The 18,035-nt window shown below is 74.1% G+C and carries 20 protein-coding genes; 13 read left to right on the plus strand and 7 right to left on the minus strand.

The annotated features are described in order from the left end of the window. Window positions 1–267: 267 nt before the first annotated feature. Entirely contained in the window at window positions 268–570 is a 303-nt protein-coding gene (locus tag ACIQVT_RS04350) for a DUF4235 domain-containing protein (RefSeq protein ID WP_403747230.1), read from the plus strand. Window positions 571–579: 9 nt separating this feature from the next. On the opposite strand, the gene ACIQVT_RS04355 is transcribed toward ACIQVT_RS04350, so the two are convergent. Both ACIQVT_RS04355 and ACIQVT_RS04360 read right to left on the minus strand, forming a co-directional pair. Then, window positions 580–972 carry a VOC family protein gene (locus tag ACIQVT_RS04355; RefSeq protein WP_403747233.1) on the minus strand — a complete coding sequence of 131 codons (393 nt, stop codon included), beginning with the start codon at window positions 970–972 and terminating at the stop codon, window positions 580–582. A 179-nt stretch (window positions 973–1,151) separates the two neighbouring features. Further along, window positions 1,152–2,009: a hypothetical protein gene (locus ACIQVT_RS04360; RefSeq protein WP_403747235.1), complete on the minus strand. Its 858-nt coding sequence runs from the start codon at window positions 2,007–2,009 to the stop codon at window positions 1,152–1,154. A 166-nt stretch (window positions 2,010–2,175) separates the two neighbouring features. On the opposite strand from ACIQVT_RS04360, the gene ACIQVT_RS04365 reads away from it, so the two are divergent. The 5 genes from ACIQVT_RS04365 to ACIQVT_RS04385 all read left to right on the plus strand — a co-directional run bounded on the left by ACIQVT_RS04365 (window position 2,176) and on the right by ACIQVT_RS04385 (window position 6,371). Continuing rightward, window positions 2,176–3,126, plus strand: coding sequence for an NADP-dependent oxidoreductase (locus tag ACIQVT_RS04365; protein WP_403747238.1), 951 nt, complete (start codon window positions 2,176–2,178; stop codon window positions 3,124–3,126). 130 nt (window positions 3,127–3,256) lie between these two features. After that, window positions 3,257–3,637 carry an anti-sigma factor antagonist gene (locus tag ACIQVT_RS04370; RefSeq protein WP_403747241.1) on the plus strand — a complete coding sequence of 127 codons (381 nt, stop codon included), beginning with the start codon at window positions 3,257–3,259 and terminating at the stop codon, window positions 3,635–3,637. 67 nt (window positions 3,638–3,704) lie between these two features. Next, a complete protein-coding gene (locus ACIQVT_RS04375) occupies window positions 3,705–4,355 on the plus strand; it encodes a DUF4230 domain-containing protein (RefSeq protein ID WP_403747243.1) in 651 nt (216 codons plus the stop codon). A gap of 116 nt (window positions 4,356–4,471) precedes the next feature. Next, complete coding sequence (locus ACIQVT_RS04380; RefSeq protein ID WP_403747245.1) at window positions 4,472–5,035, plus strand: VanZ family protein; 564 nt, start codon at window positions 4,472–4,474, stop codon at window positions 5,033–5,035. Window positions 5,036–5,135: 100 nt separating this feature from the next. Further along, entirely contained in the window at window positions 5,136–6,371 is a 1,236-nt protein-coding gene (locus tag ACIQVT_RS04385) for an RICIN domain-containing protein (protein ID WP_403747247.1), read from the plus strand. 9 nt (window positions 6,372–6,380) lie between these two features. On the opposite strand, the gene ACIQVT_RS04390 is transcribed toward ACIQVT_RS04385, so the two are convergent. The 3 genes from ACIQVT_RS04390 to ACIQVT_RS04400 are packed head-to-tail and all read right to left on the minus strand — an operon-like array spanning window position 6,381 to window position 8,501. Beyond that, on the minus strand, window positions 6,381–6,626 hold the full coding sequence (locus ACIQVT_RS04390; RefSeq protein ID WP_121790868.1) for a hypothetical protein: 246 nt from the start codon (window positions 6,624–6,626) through the stop codon (window positions 6,381–6,383). 35 nt (window positions 6,627–6,661) lie between these two features. Then, window positions 6,662–7,687 (minus strand): DNA topoisomerase IB, encoded by a 1,026-nt coding sequence (locus tag ACIQVT_RS04395; protein ID WP_403747250.1) that lies wholly within the window; start codon window positions 7,685–7,687, stop codon window positions 6,662–6,664. A gap of 7 nt (window positions 7,688–7,694) precedes the next feature. Beyond that, window positions 7,695–8,501, minus strand: a complete 807-nt coding sequence (locus ACIQVT_RS04400; RefSeq protein ID WP_403747252.1) for an SDR family oxidoreductase — start codon at window positions 8,499–8,501, stop codon at window positions 7,695–7,697. Window positions 8,502–8,643: 142 nt separating this feature from the next. On the opposite strand from ACIQVT_RS04400, the gene ACIQVT_RS04405 reads away from it, so the two are divergent. Continuing rightward, a complete protein-coding gene (locus ACIQVT_RS04405) occupies window positions 8,644–9,711 on the plus strand; it encodes a PHP domain-containing protein (protein ID WP_403747253.1) in 1,068 nt (355 codons plus the stop codon). A gap of 15 nt (window positions 9,712–9,726) precedes the next feature. Beyond that, window positions 9,727–10,389 carry an HAD family hydrolase gene (locus tag ACIQVT_RS04410; protein ID WP_403747259.1) on the plus strand — a complete coding sequence of 221 codons (663 nt, stop codon included), beginning with the start codon at window positions 9,727–9,729 and terminating at the stop codon, window positions 10,387–10,389. A gap of 230 nt (window positions 10,390–10,619) precedes the next feature. Here ACIQVT_RS04410 and ACIQVT_RS04415 read toward each other — a convergent pair whose 3' ends face one another. After that, window positions 10,620–11,498, minus strand: a complete 879-nt coding sequence (locus ACIQVT_RS04415; RefSeq protein ID WP_403747262.1) for an alpha/beta fold hydrolase — start codon at window positions 11,496–11,498, stop codon at window positions 10,620–10,622. A 191-nt stretch (window positions 11,499–11,689) separates the two neighbouring features. Between ACIQVT_RS04415 and ACIQVT_RS04420 the strand changes: the two genes are divergently transcribed. Next, window positions 11,690–12,721 (plus strand): SDR family oxidoreductase, encoded by a 1,032-nt coding sequence (locus tag ACIQVT_RS04420; protein ID WP_403747266.1) that lies wholly within the window; start codon window positions 11,690–11,692, stop codon window positions 12,719–12,721. A 51-nt stretch (window positions 12,722–12,772) separates the two neighbouring features. Further along, window positions 12,773–13,018 carry a hypothetical protein gene (locus ACIQVT_RS04425; protein ID WP_403747268.1) on the plus strand — a complete coding sequence of 82 codons (246 nt, stop codon included), beginning with the start codon at window positions 12,773–12,775 and terminating at the stop codon, window positions 13,016–13,018. Between the two features lie 21 nt (window positions 13,019–13,039). On the opposite strand, the gene ACIQVT_RS04430 is transcribed toward ACIQVT_RS04425, so the two are convergent. Continuing rightward, window positions 13,040–14,329 carry an ROK family protein gene (locus ACIQVT_RS04430; RefSeq protein ID WP_403747271.1) on the minus strand — a complete coding sequence of 430 codons (1,290 nt, stop codon included), beginning with the start codon at window positions 14,327–14,329 and terminating at the stop codon, window positions 13,040–13,042. Between the two features lie 456 nt (window positions 14,330–14,785). On the opposite strand from ACIQVT_RS04430, the gene ACIQVT_RS04435 reads away from it, so the two are divergent. The 3 genes from ACIQVT_RS04435 to ACIQVT_RS04445 all read left to right on the plus strand — a co-directional run bounded on the left by ACIQVT_RS04435 (window position 14,786) and on the right by ACIQVT_RS04445 (window position 17,880). Further along, window positions 14,786–15,280: an FBP domain-containing protein gene (locus tag ACIQVT_RS04435; RefSeq protein ID WP_403747273.1), complete on the plus strand. Its 495-nt coding sequence runs from the start codon at window positions 14,786–14,788 to the stop codon at window positions 15,278–15,280. A gap of 202 nt (window positions 15,281–15,482) precedes the next feature. Continuing rightward, complete coding sequence (locus tag ACIQVT_RS04440; protein ID WP_403747276.1) at window positions 15,483–16,736, plus strand: aromatic acid exporter family protein; 1,254 nt, start codon at window positions 15,483–15,485, stop codon at window positions 16,734–16,736. A 43-nt stretch (window positions 16,737–16,779) separates the two neighbouring features. Continuing rightward, on the plus strand, window positions 16,780–17,880 hold the full coding sequence (locus ACIQVT_RS04445) for a hypothetical protein (protein ID WP_403747279.1): 1,101 nt from the start codon (window positions 16,780–16,782) through the stop codon (window positions 17,878–17,880). Window positions 17,881–18,035 lie beyond the last annotated feature (155 nt).

The raw sequence follows: 18,035 nt of genomic DNA on the forward strand, positions 1-18,035 counted from the left end.
GCCGGAGCCCTGGTCACGTCCGGGTGGCGCGCCGTCGTCGATGGCGCGCGCCGGTGCCGTGTCGCTGTCGCTGTCCACGGCCGCGCGTGCGGCCGTCTCCCGTTCCGAGGATGTCCCAGTCACCTATCGCCGACTGCCCCCGACCCGGGCGGCTCACACCGTGCGGGGCGCGCCGAACGGGGAACGCGGTGGCCCGGGGCCCCGGCGAACGGGTGGCCCGGCGAGGGCGGCCCGCATGAGGAACGCCTGACGAGGAAGTAGTCACCCATGGCCAAGAACAAGAAGAAGAAGCTCCCACTCGCTTATCAGCCGGTCGGATTCGTGCTCAGCTGGGCAGGCGGCGCGCTGGCCGGCATGGCGTTCCGCAAGGCCTGGATGGCGATCCGGCACGAGGACGACGCGCCCGACGCCCTGGACCCGGACCGCGGCTGGGGCGAGATCCTGCTGGCCGCGGCGGTCCAGGGCGCCATCTTCGCGGTGGTGCGCAGCGCCGTCGACCGTACCGGCGCGAAGGCCATCGCACGGTCGACCGGCGTCTGGCCGTCGACCGACAAGGGCGGCCGGGACTGAGCCTGCCGGTCAGCCCTGCTTCGGGGCCGTCGAGGGTTGCAGCCGCAGGGTGAAGGAGTGCCCGGCGGGGTCGGAGTAACCGCGTTCCTCGTACGGCCCCGCCGCGTCCCTCGTCTCGATCGGCCGCCCGCCCAGCCCCACCACCCGGCGTTCGGCCTCGTCCAGGTCCTCGACCAGGAAGTCGAGGTGGGCCTGGAGGGAGTTCTCCGGGCGCGGCCAGCTGGGCGGCGTGGCGTTGACGTCCCGGCGGAAGGCGAGCCGGACGCCGTCGGCGCCCCGGATCTCGACCAGGTTGGCGGACGCGGCGGTCTGTTCCCCTTCCAGGAACTCCCGATAGAACTCGGCGAGTTTCTCGGGCTCGGCGCAGTCCAGCACCATGACGCCCGCTTTGACCAGTGCCATGCTTCCTCCCGGCGGATTCCCTGTGTCTGTCCCCCTGCGCATATCCCCGGCCGCCGGAATCAGTCGGCGGGCGCGGCGTGTCCCGCCCGGCGGCCGGCCGTACCCCGTCTGCCGCGGCCGCCCCGAAGTCGCCTGCCGGGCAAGGTCGTTGCCGTGGTCCGCCGTGCGGCCGACGGGCATCAGTCGCAGCCGGCGGCTTCCCTCGTCCGCGGCCACGCCTCCACGCCGTGGGAGGTGCGGACGTAGACCGTGTCCGGGTCGTCCGTGAGCCACAGCCGCCGGTCCCCGTGGTGGTACCCGGTGTCGTGAGCGGTGGCGGGCATGCGCGCGTCCCCGCGGTACGGCGCCCGCAGCAGACCGTCCCGGCCGAGGACCCCCTCGGGGTCGCGGGCGTACGTGCGGCCGTCGAGCCGCAGGAGACGGACCGACTGCCGGTCGCAGTGCGCGGAGCCGGCGGAGCCGCTGATCCGGGCCACCGGCAGCCGCCCGCCGCGGCCGTCGGTCCACACCTCCCAGCCCCAGGCGGCGGCGTACCGGGCGGGTAGTTCGGCCGGGTCGCAGGAGGCGTCGGTCTCCGGTCCCCGGCCGGGCCGGTCCTTCTGGTCCCTGGCCACGACGACCGCCACCTTGGCGCGCCCGGCCTCGTCGAAGGAGTGCGGCACCCGGTCCGCGGACCGGGCCTCCACGCGGTAGCCACGCGCGGGCTCCTGCGGCTGGACCATGTCGAAGTAGTGGGCCAGCCCCTCCTCCGGGGTGTCACCGCCGTCGGCGGCGCTCCAGGCGTCCGGGCCGGAGCCGTCGAAGATCTCCGCGTCGCACTCCAGCGGCCGCCCGGCCGTGCCGGAGGCGGGACGCAGGGGCCCGGGGCCGGTGCCCCCGGTGTTCCTGGTGGGCAGGTACAGCGGGCCGGCGTACGGGGAGGCCGGGGGCGTGCCCGTCACCACCAGGCCGCGCGGGGATCCGTGGCCGCACCCCGTCGCCGATGCCGCCGTCAGCACCGCCACCGTCACCGCCGGCGCAACCCGTCCTCCGCGCATGTCCGCCCCTCGCTCGCCCGTGTGCTCCGTGCGCCCTGTGACGCCGGGGCGGGCCGGAACGTTCGGCCGCACCCGACCGGGCCGCGGGCGCGCCTGGCACGATCCTGTCGGAGGATGGCCGTCGCGCCATGTTCCGAAGGGCCGGACTCCGGCAGGCTGGGTCACCATGAGCGATGTGGACACCATGCGAGCCATCAGCCAGGACGTCCTCGGCGGCCCCGAGGTGCTGAAGTACGTGCAGGTCGAGCGGCCGAAGCCGGGCCCGAACCAGGTGCTGGTCCGGATGCGGGCGGCCGGCGTGAACCCCACCGACTGGAAGCACCGGGCCACCGGCGGGTTCCTCGGCCGGCCCCCGTTCGTCCTCGGTTGGGACGTGTCCGGTGAGGTCGTCGAGAACGGGATCGGCGCCGCCGCCTTCGAGCCCGGCGACGAGGTGTTCGGCATGCTGCCGTACCCGTTCGGCCACGGCTCGCACGCCGAGTACGTGATCGCCCCGGTCCGCGCCCTGACCCGCAAGCCGGCCTCGCTCGACCACGTCCGGGCGGGCGCGCTGCCGCTGGTCTCCCTCACCGCCTGGCAGGCGCTGACCGAGCACGCGGACGTGCGGCCCGGGCAGCGGGTGCTGATCCACGCGGCGGCCGGCGGGGTGGGGCACGTGGCCGTGCAGATCGCCAAGGCTCGCGGCGCGCACGTGATCGGCACCGCGAGCGCGGCCAAGCACGGCTTCCTGCGGGAGATCGGCGTGGACGAGCCCGTCGACTACCACGCCACCGACGTCACGGAGACGGTGCGGGACGTGGACGTCGTCCTGGACACGCTCGGCGGCGACACGGCCGTGGGCTCCCTGCGGACGCTGCGGCCGGGCGGTGTCGTGGTCTCGATCCTGCCGGGCGGCTCACAGGAGTTCCACGACGAGGCGCGGCGGCTCGGCGTGCGCGGGGTGCGGATGCTGGTCGACGCCGACCGCGCCGGGATGCGGGCGGTCGCGGAGCTGGCGGAGTCCGGGAAGCTGGCGCCGGCCGTCGCCGGGACGTTCCCGCTGTCCGACGCCGCGAAGGCGCACGAGCTGGGTGACACCGGGCGGACCACGGGCAAGCTGGTGCTGCTGGCGGAGTGAGCCCCGCCCGGCATCGGGCACACGCCAAACTCGAAGACATATGTCAATCGAACATGCTCAAATTCCTTCCATCGAGGGTAACTTGACGATCGGGATCCGACGTCCGGGCACGGGTGGGAGGTGGTGCCGAGTGCGACACGAGCCCGAACCCCTCACCCGGCAACTGGGCGCGTACGACTGGCGTGGGCACACGGTCCTGGAGTTCCGGGGTGAGATCGACATCGTCGCGGCTACGGAGATCGGACCGCACCTCGACCGCGTGACCGGCCGGCCCGGTGCGCGGGTGGTGATCGACCTCCGGCCGGTGGAGTTCTTCGACTGTTCCGGGCTGCGGCTGCTCTACCGGGCCCGCGCACGGGTGCTGGAGCGCGGCGGACAGCTGCGACTGGTGTGCACGCACCCGCTGACCCTGCGCGTGCTGCGGGTCACCGGTCTGGCCCGGCTGCTGCCCGCGCACCCGGACCTGGCGTCGGCCCTGGCCCGCCCGGAGGCCGCCTCCGGCTCGCTGTGAGCGGCAACGGCCTTGTCTGATCAGGCCGTTGGCGGGAATGCGGTCAGCAGGAAGGAGGGCCGTCGCCATGACGACTCCCGTCAGACGCATGCCCGGCTGGGCCAAGGCCGTGGCCGCGCTCGTCCTGGTGCTCGCCGTGCTGTTCGCCGGCATCCGGCTGGCCGTACTGCCGGGCATCAAGGACCTGTTCGGCACCGAGACACACGATCGCTCCGGTCCCGCGCTCCTGAAGTCCGTGCGGGACATGAGCCGTTACGACGCCGCGTCCGGCACCTTCCAGGTCGTCGTGGACCTGGAGAAGGACGCGAAGTTCCTGCCGGACGCGATCCGCGGCACCCGCACCCTCTACGTGGGCGCGGGCACCGTGGACGCCTACGTGGACCTCGGCCGGCTCGGCGAGAAGGACGTCACGGTCGACGCCGACCGCACGTCCGCCACGCTCCGGTTGCCGCACGCACGGCTCGGCACGCCCGCCCTCGACCCCCGTCACTCCTACGCCGTCTCCAAGCAGCGCGGGCTGCTGGACCGGCTGGGCGACCTGTTCTCGGACAATCCCAACAGCGAGCAGGCCGTGCAGAAACTGGCCGTCCGCCACATCGGCGACGCGGCCCGGACCAGCGGGCTGACCGCCCGCGCCGAGCACAACACCACCGGCATGCTCCAGGGCCTGCTGCGCTCCCTCGGCTTCGAGGAGGTGCGCGTCACCTACCGCGACTGACCGCCGGCCTCGGGATGCCCCCGCCCCCGCGCGTACCGCGGCGGACGGGGGCATCCCGGGGCGAGGCGCGGGTAAGCGGCTTGTGCCACGCGGAGCTTGACGACCTGGAGGACCCGATGGACCGTACCGCCCTGCGCCTGCCCGCGGTGCTGCGCACCGGAAGGAAGCGGCCCGAGGTCGAGGAGCGGTCCCGTCCGCCGGCCGCGCGGCGGCACGCCCTGCCGCTTCCCGTCCGGCTGCTGGCGGTCCTGGTCGCGTTCGCGTTCATGGTGGCGTTCGCCGTGGTGCTGGCGAAGATCACGCTCCAGCCGTCCCCCGCGTCGGTGTCGCTGACGCACAGCAACCTGCACCCGGGCAGCTCACTGCGGGCCTACCTGGAGCACGCGCCGATACGGGAGGCGCTCAAGCAGGTCGGCGGGAACGTACTGCTCGGCGTGCCGTTCGGAGTGCTCGTGCCGGTCCTCGCGCCGCGCGCCCGGGGGGCGCTGCACGTCCTGGTGCTGACCGCGCTGGTGATGCTGATGGTGGAGCTGGTCCAGGGGGCGCTGGTCACCGGGCGGGCCTTCGACATCGACGACGTCATCCTCAACACGACCGGGGCGCTGCTGGGTTGGCTGCTGCTCGGACGGCGGCTCGGGCGCGGCGTGCACCGCCGGGTGCCGGAGCCCGCGGCCGAGTGATCTCGCGCAAGAGGTCCGTACCAGAGTATTGACGACCCCTTATCTCACTTCTTAAATCAAGAGGCATCGCATTCGCTCCCCCCACCTGGAACGGAGAGCCATGGCCTCCCCGCGTCTGCTCCGCAGATGTCTCCTCGCCGCCCTGTCCGCAGCGCTGATCGGCTCCGCCGCCGTCGGCCCCGCGCGGGCGCAGACCGCCACGCCCGCGGCAGCGGCCGCCGCCACCTTCTCGGACACCTTCGACGGACCCGCGGGCGCCGCGGTCGACTCCTCGAAGTGGACCCTGGAGACCGGCGACAACGTCAACAACCACGAGCGGCAGTACTACACGTCGGGCACGAAGAACGCGGCCCTGGACGGCCAGGGCCACCTGGTGATCACGGCCCGGAAGGAGAACCCGGCCGGCTACCAGTGCTGGTACGGCAGCTGCCAGTACACCTCGGCCCGGCTGAACACCGCCGGCAAGTTCCAGGCGACGTACGGCCACGTCGAGGCCCGGATGAAGATCCCGCGCGGGCAGGGCATGTGGCCCGCGTTCTGGATGCTCGGCACGCCGGTCAACTGGCCGGACTCGGGCGAGATCGACGTGATGGAGAACGTCGGCTTCGAGCCCTCGACCGTGCACGGCACCATCCACGGTCCCGGCTACTCCGGCTCGGGCGGCATAGGCGCCGGCTACACCCTGCCGGGCGGACAGGCCTTCGCGGACGCCTTCCACACCTTCGCCGTCGACTGGGCGCCCGGCTCCATCACCTGGTCGGTGGACGGCACCGTCTACGAGCGGCGCACCCCCGCCGACCTGGGCGGCAAGACCTGGGTGTACGACAACAAGCCGTTCTTCCTGATCCTGAACCTGGCGGTGGGCGGGTACTGGCCCGGCGACCCGGACGGCTCGACCCAGTTCCCGCAGCAGCTGGTGGTGGACTCGGTGTCGGTGACGACCGCCGACAGCCCCTCCGGTGTGCCGGTGCGGGGGCTCGCCGGCAAGTGCGCCGACGTCGCCGGCGCGAACAGCGCCAACGGCACGCCGGTCCAGCTCTACGACTGCAACGGCACCCCGGCGCAGCAGTGGACCCTCGGCTCGGACGGCACGCTGCGGGCGCTCGGCAAGTGCCTGGACGTGACGGGCAACGGCACCGCCGACGGGACGGCCGTCCAGCTGTGGGACTGCACCGGCGGGCCCAACCAGAAGTGGACCGTCAGCGGGGCGCACGACATCGTCAACCCGCAGGCGAACAAGTGCCTCGACGTCACCGGCAACAGCTCCGCCAACGGCACCCGGCTCCAGATCTGGACCTGCTCGGGCGGCGCCAACCAGAAGTGGACCCTCGGCTGAGCCGTCGGCTCAGTGCAGCCTCCAGGTGTACTTGTCGCCGCCCACGAAGCGCACCACGTCCGGGTCGTCCAGGTCGTGGATGGGAAGCCCGTGGGCGGCGGCGGCCTCCAGCACGTCGGTGACGGTCCGCGCCTCACCGATCACCTCACCGTCGATCTCCATGATCCGGAACGGCGGCTCGCCCGGCCTGCCCGGGCACACACCGAGAACCAGGATCCGCGGACGGGACATGTGCGGAACTGCTTGTTCGGTCATGTCATCGAGGGTAGAACGCAACCCGTCCGGGCGGGTCATCCACCGGAGCCGTCCAGGAGATCGAGGACCGCGGCCTCGACCGGCCCCTGCGTGGCCGGGCGCCCGAAGTCCCCGTGCTCGCCCAGCCGGGTGAGCGCGGGGGCGACGGTCACCCCCTGCTCGAACAGTTCGAAGACCTTCGGGTCGATGTACGACGCCCGGCAGACGGCCGGGGTGTTGCCCAGGTAGTGGCTCACCTCGCGGACGGCCCGGGCGATCTGCCGGCGCCGGGCCGCCTCGGTGGCGCGGGCCTGGCCCGCGGTCACGGCGACCGCGACGGAGGCCAGCACGGTGGCGTGCCAGGTGCGGAAGTCCTTGGCGGTCACGTCGGTGCCGGTCAGCCTGCGCAGTGCCTCGTTCAGGTCGTCGCCGTGCAGGTCGTGCCAGGCGCCGCGCTCGTGGAAGGCCAGGAAGCGGTCGCCGCCGCGCGGCCGGCGCAGCAGGGCGAGGGCGACGGTGCGCACCTGGTCGTCGACGAGGGCGCGCACCATCTCGACACCGCCCTTCGCCGGGAAGTTGAAGGTGATCTCGCCCTGCCCGCAGGTGACGTGCTCCCGCAGCATGGTCGTCAGGCCGTAGGTCTCGCTGGTGCGGGTGTGCCGGTCGCTGCCGATGCGGAAGAAGCCCAGGTCGAGCAGGCGGACCGCGCAGGCGGTGACCCGGTCCCGGTTCAGCCGGCGCCCGGCCAGGTCCAGGGCCACCTTGGCGCGCAGCTCGGGCAGGGCCCGCGCGACCTGCCGTACGTGCTCGTGCTTGGCCCGGTCCTGCTCCGCCCGGAACTGCTCGTGGTACAGGTACTGGCGGCGTCCGGCGGCGTCGGTGCCGACGGCCTGGAGGTGGCCGTTGGGCCAGGGGCAGATCCACACGTCGCGCCAGGCGGGCGGGATGGTCAGCGCGCGGATGCGGTCGAGGTGGCCCGGGTCGGCCAGGCGCTCGCCGTCACTGTCCACGTAGCGGAAGCCTTGGCCGCAGCGGATGCGCCGGTAGCCGGGGCCGTCGCAGGAGCTGGTGCGCAGCCTCATCGGCGTCTCAGGGCCGGCGCCAGTCGTCGTCGGGCAGGTGGGAGCCGGCCTGCGGGCCCATGCGGAGCATGCCGCCGTCCACGCTCCAGGAGGCGCCGGTGACGTAGGAGGCGTCCGGGCTCGCCAGGAAGGCGATGACGGCGGCGACCTCGCGGGCGTCGCCGGGGCGGCCGAGCGGGACACCGGGGCGGCGCACGGTGTGCACGTCGGTGTCCTCCTGGCCCGTCATCGGGGTGGCGATCTCACCCGGCGCGACGGCGTTCACGGTGATGCCGTGCTCGGCCAGCTCCAGGGCCATCACCTGGGTGAGCAGGCCGAGGCCGCCCTTGGCCGCGCAGTAGGGCGCCGCGCCGACCCGGGGCTGGTGCTCGTGGACGGAGGTGACGTTGACGATCCGGCCGCCGTCACCCTGCCGGATCATGCGCCGGGCGGCCCGCTGGCCGAGCAGGAACGGGCCGACGAGGTCGACGTCCAGGACGTGGCGCACGTCCGCCAGCTCCAGGTCCAGGAAGGGGGTCATGGTGCCCGTACCGGCGTTGTTGACCAGCACGTCGACGCGGCCGAGTTCCTCGAAGAGCCCGTCCACGACGTCGGCGGCCTCGGGCAGCCGGGTGAGGTCGAGCTGGGCCACGGCGGCCCGGCGGCCGTGGGCGCGGATCTCCCGGGCGGTCGCCTCGGCGCCCTCCTCGTCGGAGTGCCAGGTGAAGCCGATGTCGAGGCCGGCCTCGGCCAGCCGGACGGCGGTGGCGCGGCCGATTCCGCTGTCTGCGCCGGTGATCACGGCCGTGCGGCGCGGTGCGGCGGGCTCGGGCATGACGACCTCCTCACGTGCGGGGTGATCACCGCAGTACCCGGGGGCTGTGCGGGCAAACCGGATGCGCCGGGCCGTGGCCGCGCGGGACGTGCCGGGCGGTTCGCCGTGCCGCCGCCGGGTGTCCGGTGTGAACCTGGGGTGCATGGAACCCGTCGCCGCGCTGGACCGGATCGCGTTTCTGCTGGAGCGCGCGCTCGCGCCCACCTACCGGGTACGGGCCTTCCGTACCGCCGCCCGGGTGCTCGCCGCGCTGCCCGGCGAGGAGGTGGCACAGCGGGCGGCGGCCGGGACGCTGGAGGCGCTGAAGGGCGTCGGGCCGAAGACGGCCCAGGTGGTGCGGGAGGCGCTGGCCGGCGGCGTGCCCGGCTATCTGCGCACGCTGGAGGAGGAGGCCGGGGCGCCGGTCGCGGCCGACGGGCCCGGTGCCGCGCTGCGGGCGCTGATCCGCGGTGACTGCCACACGCACTCGGACTGGTCCGACGGGGGCAGCCCGATCGAGGAGATGGGGCGGGCGGCGGCCGGGCTGGGGCACGACTGGGCCGTGCTCACCGACCACTCGCCGCGGCTGACCGTGGCCCGCGGGCTGTCACCGGACCGGCTGCGGGAGCAGTTGGAGGTGGTGGCGGGGCTGAACGCGCGCTGGGCGCCGTTCCGGCTGCTCACCGGCATCGAGTGCGACATCCTGGAGGACGGCTCGCTGGACCAGGAGCCGGACCTGCTGGAGCGGCTGGACGTGGTCGTGGTGTCGGTCCACTCCAAGCTGCGGATGGACGCCCGGTCGATGACCCGCCGCATGGTGGCCGCCGTCCGCAACCCGCACGCCGACGTCCTCGGTCACTGCACCGGGCGTCTGGTGACGGGCCGGGGGCGGCCGGAGTCGGAGTTCGACGCGGCGGAGGTCTTCGCCGCGTGCGCCGCGTCGTCCACGGCCGTGGAGATCAACAGCCGCCCCGAACGCCTGGACCCGCCGCGGCGGCTGCTGCGGGCGGCGGTCGAGGCGGGGGTGCTGTTCGCGGTGGACACCGACGCGCACGCACCGGGCCAGCTGGACTGGCAGATCCTCGGCTGCGCCCGCGCCGAGGAGTGCGGGGTGCCGCCCGAACGGGTGGTGACGACCTGGTCGGCCGGGGAGCTGCTGGGCTGGACGCGCGAAGGCCGGCTGCCGGCACGCGTGGCCGGGTCCGGACGTGGTACCCGGTCGGGGAGCTGAGACGAAAGGACCCCCATGGAGCGCGCCGCCGTGTTCGACGTCGACGGAACCCTGGTCGACACCAATCACCTGCACGTCGTGACCTGGTGGGAGGCGTTCCGGCAGGCGGGTCACGACGTGCCCATGCACGCCGTGCACCGGGCCGTCGGGCTGGGCTCGGACGACCTGGTCGCCCATCTGCTCGGCGACGACCGGGACAAGGACCAGGACGCCGCGCTGAGCGCCGCGCACAAGGCGCTGTACGGCCAGTACTTCGACCGGCTGCCCGCCCTGCCGGGGGCCGCGGAGCTGCTGCGGCGGCTGAGCGGGGACGGCTGGACGGTGGTCCTCGCCACCTCGGCGAGCGGTGCCGAGCTGGGCGCGCTGCGCCGGGCGATCGGCGCGGACGACGCCATCAAGGACACGGCGAGCGCCGACGACGTGCGGGAGGGCAAGCCGGCGCCGGAGCCCGTGGAACACGCGCTGGAGCTGGCCGGGGTGCCGGCCTCCCGGGCGGTGTTCGTCGGGGACACCGTCTGGGACATGCAGGCGGGCAGCAAGGCGGGCGTCCGCTGTGTGGGGGTGCTGTGCGGCGGGATCGCCCGGGCCGACCTGGAGGAGGCGGGCGCCGGGGCGGTGTACGCCGACCCGGCCGACCTGCTGGACCGGCTGGCGCAGAGCCCGTTCGGCGGGGAGTGACGCAGGTCATGCCGGGAGGGTGGAACACTCCGGGATGGTTGCCCGTTGAACCAGCTGTGGGTGCGGACGGGACAGTATCCGGGCCTCACCTCCTGCCCACAGGGACGATCGTCCGGCTGAAGCCCTGTGGAGCGTCTCGCCGCGAGGCGACCGCCGTGCGTACCCACCTCTGACCGCCCCGGTCGTGATTCCCCCGTCACGGCCGGGGCTCCTCACTGTCCGGCGTCCGGTCACCGGCCGGCGCGGCCGGCCCCGGCGGGTACGGCCGCCCGCCCGGCCACGGGGCCGAGGAACTCCCGCAGGTCCGCCGTGAGCAGCTCCGCGTGGGTGGTGAACAGGCCGTGCCCGGCGTTCTCGTACACCTTCAGCGTGCCGTCCGGCACCAGGCGTGCCGCGCGCTCACCGGTGAGGGCCAGCGGCGCCGAGGCGTCGTGGGTGCCGTGCACGACCAGCACCGGGACCCCGACCGTGGGCAGCTCGGCGGTGAGGTCCAGGCCGGCGACCACGGCCCGGACGGCGTTCGAGGCGCGCGGGGTGGCGGTGAGGCACCGGTCGATGAGGTGACGGACGTACTGGGGCGACACCTCGTTGCCGGGCCGGTGCGCGGCGAAGAAGTCGTCGGCCGACGCGGTGAAGTAGGCCGCCCGGTCGCGCCGGAACACCTCGTCGTCGGCCTGGACGAGCGCCGGGTCCAGGCCCGTCGGCAGGCCCGGCGAGCGGACCAGACCCGGACTGACGCCGGCGACCAGCGCGGCCCGGGCCACCCGCGCGGTGCCGTGCCGGGTCAGGCAGCGGACCACCTCGGCCGTGCCGACCGAGTGCCCGACCAGGGTGACGTCGCGCAGGTCCAGGTGGTCGAGCAGGGCGTGCAGGTCGTCGGCGAGGGTGTCCAGGTCGTACCCCGTCCAGGTGTCCTCGGACCGGCCGTGGCCCCGCCGGTCCAGGCCGACGCAGCGGTAGCCGGCCTCGGCGAGCGGCAGCGTCTGGTGCTCCCACATGTCGTGGCCGAGGTAGGCGCTGGCGGCGAAGACGGCGACGGGCCCGGTCGCGGGACCGTGGTCGGTGTAGTGCAGACGGGCGCCGTCGACGGGGGCGGTGAAGTACGGCATGGGGACCTCCTGGGGTCGCGGTGCGGACCGGCGGCGGGGCGGGGCGCCCGCCGTGCTCGGTGATCCGATCGTTCCGCGCGGAGGGTGGTGCGGTCGATTACCCGTGACGTCATGCCGACGTGTGCGGGCACGGTGCCCGGGTACCCGGCCGCTCGTCCCCGCCCCCGCCGTGACGACGAGAGGAGCCGAAGGTGAGCAGCTCAGTGGGCAGCAGGGTCGTCGTGACCGGCGCCACCGGCAATGTCGGGACGAGCGTGGTGCGCCTGCTCTCGGAGGACCCCGCCGTCAAGTCGGTACGGGGACTGGCCCGGCGCACACCCGACTGGTCGGCGGAGAAGACCGAGTGGTCCGCCGTGGACATCGCCTCGGACCGGGCGAACCTCGCCGAGCGCTTCGAGGGCGCCGACGCCGTCATCCATCTGGCCTGGGCCTTTCAGCCCACCCACGACCCGGCCACCACCTGGCGGACCAACGTCCTCGGCAGCATCCGGGTGTTCGAGGCGGTCGCCGCGGCCCGGGTGCCGGTGCTGGTGCACGCCTCCTCCGTCGGGGCGTACTCACCCGGCCCCAAGGACCGCGAGGTGAACGAGAGCTGGCCGACGCACGGCTGGCCGGACGCCGCGTACTGCCGGGAGAAGGCGTACCTGGAGCGCACCCTCGACGTGTTCGAGCGCGACCACCCCGAGGTGCGGGTGGTCCGGATGCGCCCCGCGTTCCTGTTCAAGTGGCAGTCGGCGAGCGAGCAGCGGCGGATCTTCGGCGGGCGGTTCCTGCCCGGTCCGCTGGCCCGGCCGGAGCTGCTGCCGTTCCTCCCCGACGTCCCCGGCCTGCGGGTGCAGGCGCTGCACACCGACGACGCCGCCGAGGCCTACCGGCTCGCGGTGCACACCGACACCGCCCGCGGCCCCTTCAACCTGGCCGCCGATCCCCCGCTCGACGCGGGCGTGCTCGCCGAGCTGCTCGGCTCACGGCCGGTGCGGCTGCCGCGTACGGCGGTCCGGTCGGCGATCGCCGCCGCCTGGGGGCTGCACCTGCTGCCCGCCTCACCGCACCTGTTCGACGCGGTGCTGCGGCTGCCGATGATGGACAGCGGCCGGGCGCGCGCCGAGCTGGGCTGGCAGCCCCGGTACACGGCGACCGAGGTCATCCAGGAGTTCCTGGACGGCCTCCAGAAGGGCGGCGGCATGGAGACCGAGCCGATGCGCGGCCGCAAGGTCGGCTGAGCGCGCGTCCCCCCGACCCACAGTCCGATACGAGAAGGAGCGGAGAACACGATGGCGGTGCAGGAACCCGGTGCCACTTCCGGGGACGGGCAGCGGCCGGTCCCCAGGGACATGCCCGATCAGCAGGCCGGTCCCGGCGAGGACCCGCTGGACGTGGCGCCCGGGCACACCCCCGGCGACACGCCGGACGAGGACGCCGTACCGGACACGGACGAGGCGGGCAGCGGCCCGCAGGGCGCGCCGCGGCAGGGCACGGTCCATCCGGAGCACCCGGGGGCGCAGGAACCGTCCGACTGAGGCGCCCGCGCGGGCGGCGGCTCAGCGCGGGGCGCGTTCCTGGAGCGCGGTGCGCCAGGCGGGCAGCCGGACCTCGCCGGCCGGCTGCGGACGCCGGCCGCCGCTGGCGAAGAACCCGGCCAGCGGCAGGATCGCGGCACCGACCGTCACCGCATCGGGCCCCAGCCGGCCCAGCTCGACGGTCACCTTGTCGGCCGGGTGCCGCAGGGCGTACGTCGCCGCGTGCTGGCGTACGGCGGGCAGGAAGCGGGCGCCGAGCTGGAGGCCGGCCCAGCCGCCGATGAGGATGCGCTCGGGCTGGAAGAGATTGATCAGGTCGGAGAGGCCGGCCCCGAGGTACTCGGCGGTCTCCTCCAGGACGGCCAGCGCGACCGGGTCGGCCGCGGCGCCCTCGGCCGGGTAGGCCGCGGCGAGCATCGCGGTGAGCGCGGTCTCCTCGTCGGTGTCCGCCGGCGGCCGGCCGCCCTCCTCGCGCCACCGGGCGAGCAGGGACTCCGCGCCCGCGTACGCCTCCAGGCAGCCGGGCGCGCCGCACCGGCAGCGGCGTCCGCGCACCCGCACCGTCAGGTGCCCCCACTCCAGCGCCCGCCCGTGCTCCGCCTCGGGGGTGACCAGGCAGGCCCCGACACCGGAGCCGAACAGCACGACCACGGCGTTGCGGGCCCCGCGGCCGGCACCGAACCACATCTCCGCCTGGCCGAGGGTCTTGGCGCCGTTGTCGATGAAGTACGGCACCTCGTCGGGGAGCGGCGACGCCGAGCGCAGCAGCAGCTCCAGCGGGACCGCGTCCCAGCCGATGGTCTGCCCGTGGACCACGGCGCCGCGGTCCGCCGAGTGCTCGACGATGCCGGGGACGCCGACGCCCACGCCGAGCAGCCGGTCGGGGTCGGCCCGCCCGACGGTGAGCACCTCGGCGATCCCGTCGCGGATATGACCGGCGATGACGTCGACGTCGTAGCCCTGGGGAGTCAACGGCCTTTCGGTACGAGCGAGTTCGGTGAGGGCGAGGTCGAACAGCTCGACCCGGACGCGGGTCTCGCCGACATCGACGCCGATCAGCTGGCCGCTGTGCGGGGAGACGCGCAGCAGGGTGCGGGGCCGGCCGCCGTCGGAGTCGACGCTGCCGGCCTCCTCGACCAGGCCGTCGGCGACCAGGTCGGCGACCACGTTGCTGACCGAGCCGGAACTCAGTCCGGTGGCGGGGCCCAGTTCGAACCGGCTGAGCGGGCCGTCGAAGTACAGGCGCTGGAGCACCGCCGTGCGGTTGCCGCGCCGCAGATCGCGTACCGTGCGTCCGTTCCGCCCCGTCATGTGGTTCCTTCCCCTCCCCTGCCCGACCTGCAACATACCTCCCGGCAGGGACCGGACGCGACTTCGCGCCACCCCTTATTTCAAACTGTGAGTGAAGCAGGCGGAGAGGGTCGGCGAGGGGCTCCGGGGCGCGTCCGTCCGGCGCGCCCTTCCCCCCGCGGCTCAGCCGGCGGCGTACACGTCCTCCAGATACCGCCCGTCCGCCCCCAGGTGTCGAGCCGGCGTCCGGCCGCCGTCGCGTCGCCCGCCCGACCGTCCCGCCGCCCTGTCGGCCGCACGGCGGCCGTGCACCGCCTGCTCACCGACCCCGCCCGCGGAGTGTGTGGATGCGGCCGGTGGAGTGGGTGGGGGCGGCGGGCGGAAAAGTGTTGGCCCGCCGACCCGCCCGCTGCCTAGGCTGAGCGGGAACCTAGACCCCTTAGGTTCATGGCACACCGAATCCGGAGGACTTCCCCCATGAAACCCGTCAGCGAGCAGGACATCCGCGCCTCGTTCGTCAACTGCTCGAAGGGCGAGGCCAAGCGGCTGGCGGTCCCGCGGGACCTGGAGGAGCGCCCCTGGGACGACCTCGACTTCCTCGGCTGGCGTGATCCCGGGGCCCCCGACCGCAGCTTCCTGGTGACCGAGCGGGACGGCCGGCTGATCGGCGTCACCCTGCGCTACCCCGCCTCGCAGCGCGGCTTCCTGCACCGCAGCATGTGCTCGTTGTGCCTGACGACGCACCGCGGTGGCGGGGTGTCCCTGATGACCGCCCGGAAGACGGGGACGGCGGGCCGCGAGGGCAACTCGGTCGGGCTGTACATGTGCACGGACCTGGCCTGTTCCGTGTACGTGCGGGGCAAGAAGGCGCCGGACTCCGGCGCCCGGTTCGAGGAGAGCCTGACCGTGGAGGAACAGATCGCCCGCATGACGGGCAACCTGGCGGCGTTCCTCGACAAGCTGTACGCCTGACCTTCGCGCGGGCACATCCGGTGCCGGTGCGGACGCCCGCCGCTCGGCCGGACGGCACAACGCCCGGCCCCCGAGGGCGACGATGTCCCGGGGGCCGTACCCGCGTGCCGGGGCTCACGAGCGCACCCGGAACTTTGCGGACAGGAACGGTCGGTCAAGCGATCATGTTCGAGGCGCCCGGTGAACGGGAACAGGCCAAGGGATGCTCGACGTACGGAAGTGGATCACGGGACTGCTGCGACTGGTGCAACGCCACCGGGAGCCGGTGGTCGTCCAGACGCTGCGGTCGGCCACGGCCGCGACGATCGCCTACGTCATCGCGCTCCGGCTGAGTCCGGAGCCCGCGCCGCTCACGGCGCCGCTGACCGCCCTGCTGGTCGTCCAGGTGACCTTCTACGCCACCCTGACCAACGGCATCCGCCGGGTGAACGCGGTGGTCGCGGGCGTGCTGGTGGCCATCGCCTTCAGCGTGCTGGTCGGCCTGACCTGGTGGAGCCTGGCGCTGCTGATCGTGGCCGCGCTGGGCGTGGGGCACCTGGTGCGCGTCGACGAGTACGTCGCCGAGGTGGCGATCAGCGCCATGCTGGTGCTCGGGGTCACCACGGTCGGTTTCACGGCGTGGGCGCGGATCGTGGAGACACTGATCGGCGCGGTCGTCGGCACGGCCTGCAACCTGTTGCTGCCGCCCCCTGTCTGGGTGGACGAGGCCGGGCGGTCGATCGAGGACCTGGCGCGCCGGCTGCGGCAGCTGATGCTGCGGATGGGTGAGGAGGCCGCGGGCCGGACACCGTGGGAACAGGCGGCCGAGCGGCTGCACGAGGCACGCCGGCTCGACCACGACATCGTCCAGGTCGACGCGGCGCTGCGGCAGGCGGAGGACAGCCTGCGACTCAATCCGCGCGTCAAGGAGGGGCTGCTGCACCGGGTGGTGCTGCGCACCGGCCTGGACACGCTGGAGATCTGCACGGTCGTGCTGCGGGTGCTGGCCCGCTCGTTCACCGATCTGGCGAAGGCCCGCACGTCCGACGAGATGTTCCCCCCGCAGGTGGGGGCCACCATGGAGCAGCTCCTGTCGGAGATCGCCGACGCGGTGGTCAGCTTCGCCGTGCTCGTGACCACCCATCTGAGCGAGAACGCGGAGTCGGCGGAGTCCCGGTTGACGGCCGAGCTGCACACCGCGGCCGGCACCCGCGACCGGCTGGCCGAGCTGCTCCAGGAGGAGATCCGCAAGGACTGGGAGCACTGGCAGCTGCTGGGCGCCGTACTGACCGAGACGACCCGGATCATCGACGAGCTGAACACCGAGCACCGCACCCGCCGGCTGCTGGAGGAGCTGGACCGGGTCTCGCGGGACCAGCGCAAGAGGCTGCCCCGGATGTCCCGGCTGCGCGAGCGGCTCGGCATCCAGGAGGAGCTGTGGCGGAACCGCGCGGGGTTCGGCGAACGTTCTGGGTGAGAGGGCGCCGGGCGGGCCGGGGCGGGAAGCGAGGGGCGGGCGGATGAGCGGTTCAGGGGTCCGGATCGAGGGGAACACCCTGCGGTTGCCGGGCGGGGTGGCGGTCCGGTTCGTGCGCACGCTGCGGCTGCCGGAGACGGGTACGCATCCGCTGCCGCCGGGGCTGGGCGAGTTCCCCGTCCGGCGGGTGGCCGACTACGCCGACCGGGTGCCGGAGCAGTGGCGGGCGCGCGGCGGTGTGATGCTGCCCGTGTATCTGCGCGAGGCGATGTGGCTGAGTTTCGCCGGTACGACGGAGCCGGCCGCCCTCCAGGTCGGTGCCGGCAAGGTGTGCGCGGTGTCCGGGGAGCGGTGGAGCGACCGGCTGGCCCGGCGTCCGCAGAACTACCTGGTGCTGCCCCGCCAGCCCTGGCTGGACGGCATCAACTCCGGGAAGGGCACCGTCCGCCAGTTCGTGGCCGTGCCCCTGGGGATGGGCGCGACGGTCGAGGGGCAGGTCACCGGCGAGGAGGTGTGGGGCGGCATCCAGCTCCGGTCGTTCCCGCTGCGGGACGACGCCCTCGCGCGGTGGCGGCGGGAGCGGGAACGGGAACGGCTGGCGCGGGAACGGACGTCCGGAGGGTTCGGCGTGACCGGTGGGTACGGCGCGGCCCCGCCGCCCATGGTGGGGGGAGCCCCCGGGGCGGCGGGGCCCATGATGTCGCCGCCCGCGCCGGGCGGCGCCGTACCGCCGGCCGCGGCCGGTGGCGCGCCACGGCGGGCCGCGGCCATGGGGCTGGGGGTGGGCGGGTCGATGCGGCAGGAGGTCTACCGGGACGACCGGCCGCTCTCGGACTGGTCCGAGGAGCCGGCCGGCCGGGTGTTCGTGCACCTGGTGACGCCCCCGGAGTGGCGCCGGATCACCGGCGAGGCCCCGCCGCCGTCGCCGGTGGACCGGGCGGCGTACACCCGGGCGGGCCTGCCCTGGTACGACTACTACGACGCGGACGCCGAGGACCTCGCCCCGACGGACACCCTGGAGTCGGTCCGGCCGGTCGGTGACTGGCTCGGCAGCGACCTGGACCCGTGGCAGGCGCCCTCCGCCGACCAGATCACCCCGCTGAAGGACCCGCCGGGCAAGCCGGTGGAGGACGGCGAGTGGTGACCTGCCGGCCGTGACCGGACGGCGGTGCCGGCACTCGTGAGACCGTCGGCACCGAACTCCGCCCCTCCCCCGCGTGCGTTGCACCACACGCAACGCCCGTTGCCGGTCTTGCCCTTGGGGGCGGGTGGGGGTCAAGGTGACTTGTCACGAACGGG

The sequence above is a fragment of the Streptomyces sp. NPDC100445 genome, from assembly GCF_044759735.1.
In the GTDB taxonomy this organism is placed as follows: Bacteria; Actinomycetota; Actinomycetes; order Streptomycetales; family Streptomycetaceae; genus Streptomyces.